At 37.5% G+C, this 1,036-nt stretch carries 1 protein-coding gene; it reads left to right on the top strand.

What is annotated here, in order from left to right; all coding sequences use genetic code 11:
* Positions 1–50: 50 nt before the first annotated feature.
* The gene (locus A6E03_RS10095) at positions 51–1,010 is read left to right on the top strand and encodes a DUF6602 domain-containing protein (protein ID WP_065600796.1); all 960 of its coding nucleotides are present in this window, start codon (positions 51–53) and stop codon (positions 1,008–1,010) included.
* The last annotated feature ends 26 nt before the right edge of the window (positions 1,011–1,036 follow it).

Below are 1,036 nucleotides of genomic sequence, written 5' to 3'. Positions count from 1 at the left end.
GTGTTATGCAGGCGTTAGCCCACTAAATGTACAAAATTAGGATTTTATGTATGGCAAAAGAAAACCAATATCAAAAATTATTTCGTTCTAAAGTTGCGTCCGCTATTGAACAAGCTAAGGCGGCGGCTGGTTTTGAACATCAAGGTGTCAAAGGTAGTGTACTAGAAGCATTGATAACACAATTATTTGAACCGCTATTACCTGCTGATATTGGTGTTGGAACAGGACAAATTATAGATAGTTATTCTGGAATACAATCCACACAAATAGATATTATTTTATATGATAAATCCATATTACCACCAATATTAATAGATCAGAGATTAGGGATTTTCCCAATTGAGTCGGTGCTTTATACAATTGAAGTGAAAACAACTCTTAATGCTACTGAACTGAAAGTTGCACATGACAGCGCCGGGAAATTAGCGAAAGATTTTGGTTATTTACCAGGGCTGGTCGATGAAAGTGGTAAAGAAAAACATCACACAATAGAAAAGATACGCTCTGTTATTTTTGCATTGAATAGCGACCTTACTGGTACCGGATTAACTGAAGCTGAACGTTATCGAAACATCTATAAAGATGATATCGCTCATCTAAGAGCTATATGTATTGTAGGGCGAGAATACTGGTTTGATGACAGTAATTTTTGGCGGGGCTTTAAAACAGAAAACTTATACGATGAGACATTAGCATTTATAGGCGGCATATCGAACACTTACAGAAGTGTTGCTGATAGTCGCGGTCAACCAAAACTTGGGAATTATATAGTACCTCCTGCAAAATTCTTCACATCCACCAAATCTCGAGATGTTGAGTCTGTACATGTTAAATGTAATGGTGAGGGTTGTGAGCTTAATGGCGAATTTATTCCTAATATGGGAACCTTGGATGCAGTTATTAAAGGTCGGTTAAAATCTGATGAACTATGTTCTAGTTGTGGGGGCACATTTGAGTCCGAAGAAGGTGAATTTATATTTAAAAATGGTGCCTTGCAACCCGCAGGCTAACAATCGCATCAACACGATTTGCTACA

Source organism: Aliivibrio sp. 1S128, assembly GCF_001691065.1.
In the GTDB taxonomy this organism is placed as follows: Bacteria; Pseudomonadota; Gammaproteobacteria; order Enterobacterales; family Vibrionaceae; genus Aliivibrio.
The sequence above is the reverse complement of the archived record's forward strand: the minus strand, read 5'-3'. Positions and strand labels throughout refer to the sequence as shown.

What these genes read in the sequence shown, in the direction of transcription:
- A6E03_RS10095 (WP_065600796.1), top strand. Translation starts at nt 51, where the DNA reads ATGGCAAAAGAAAACCAATATCAAAAATTATTTCGTTCTAAAGTTGCG.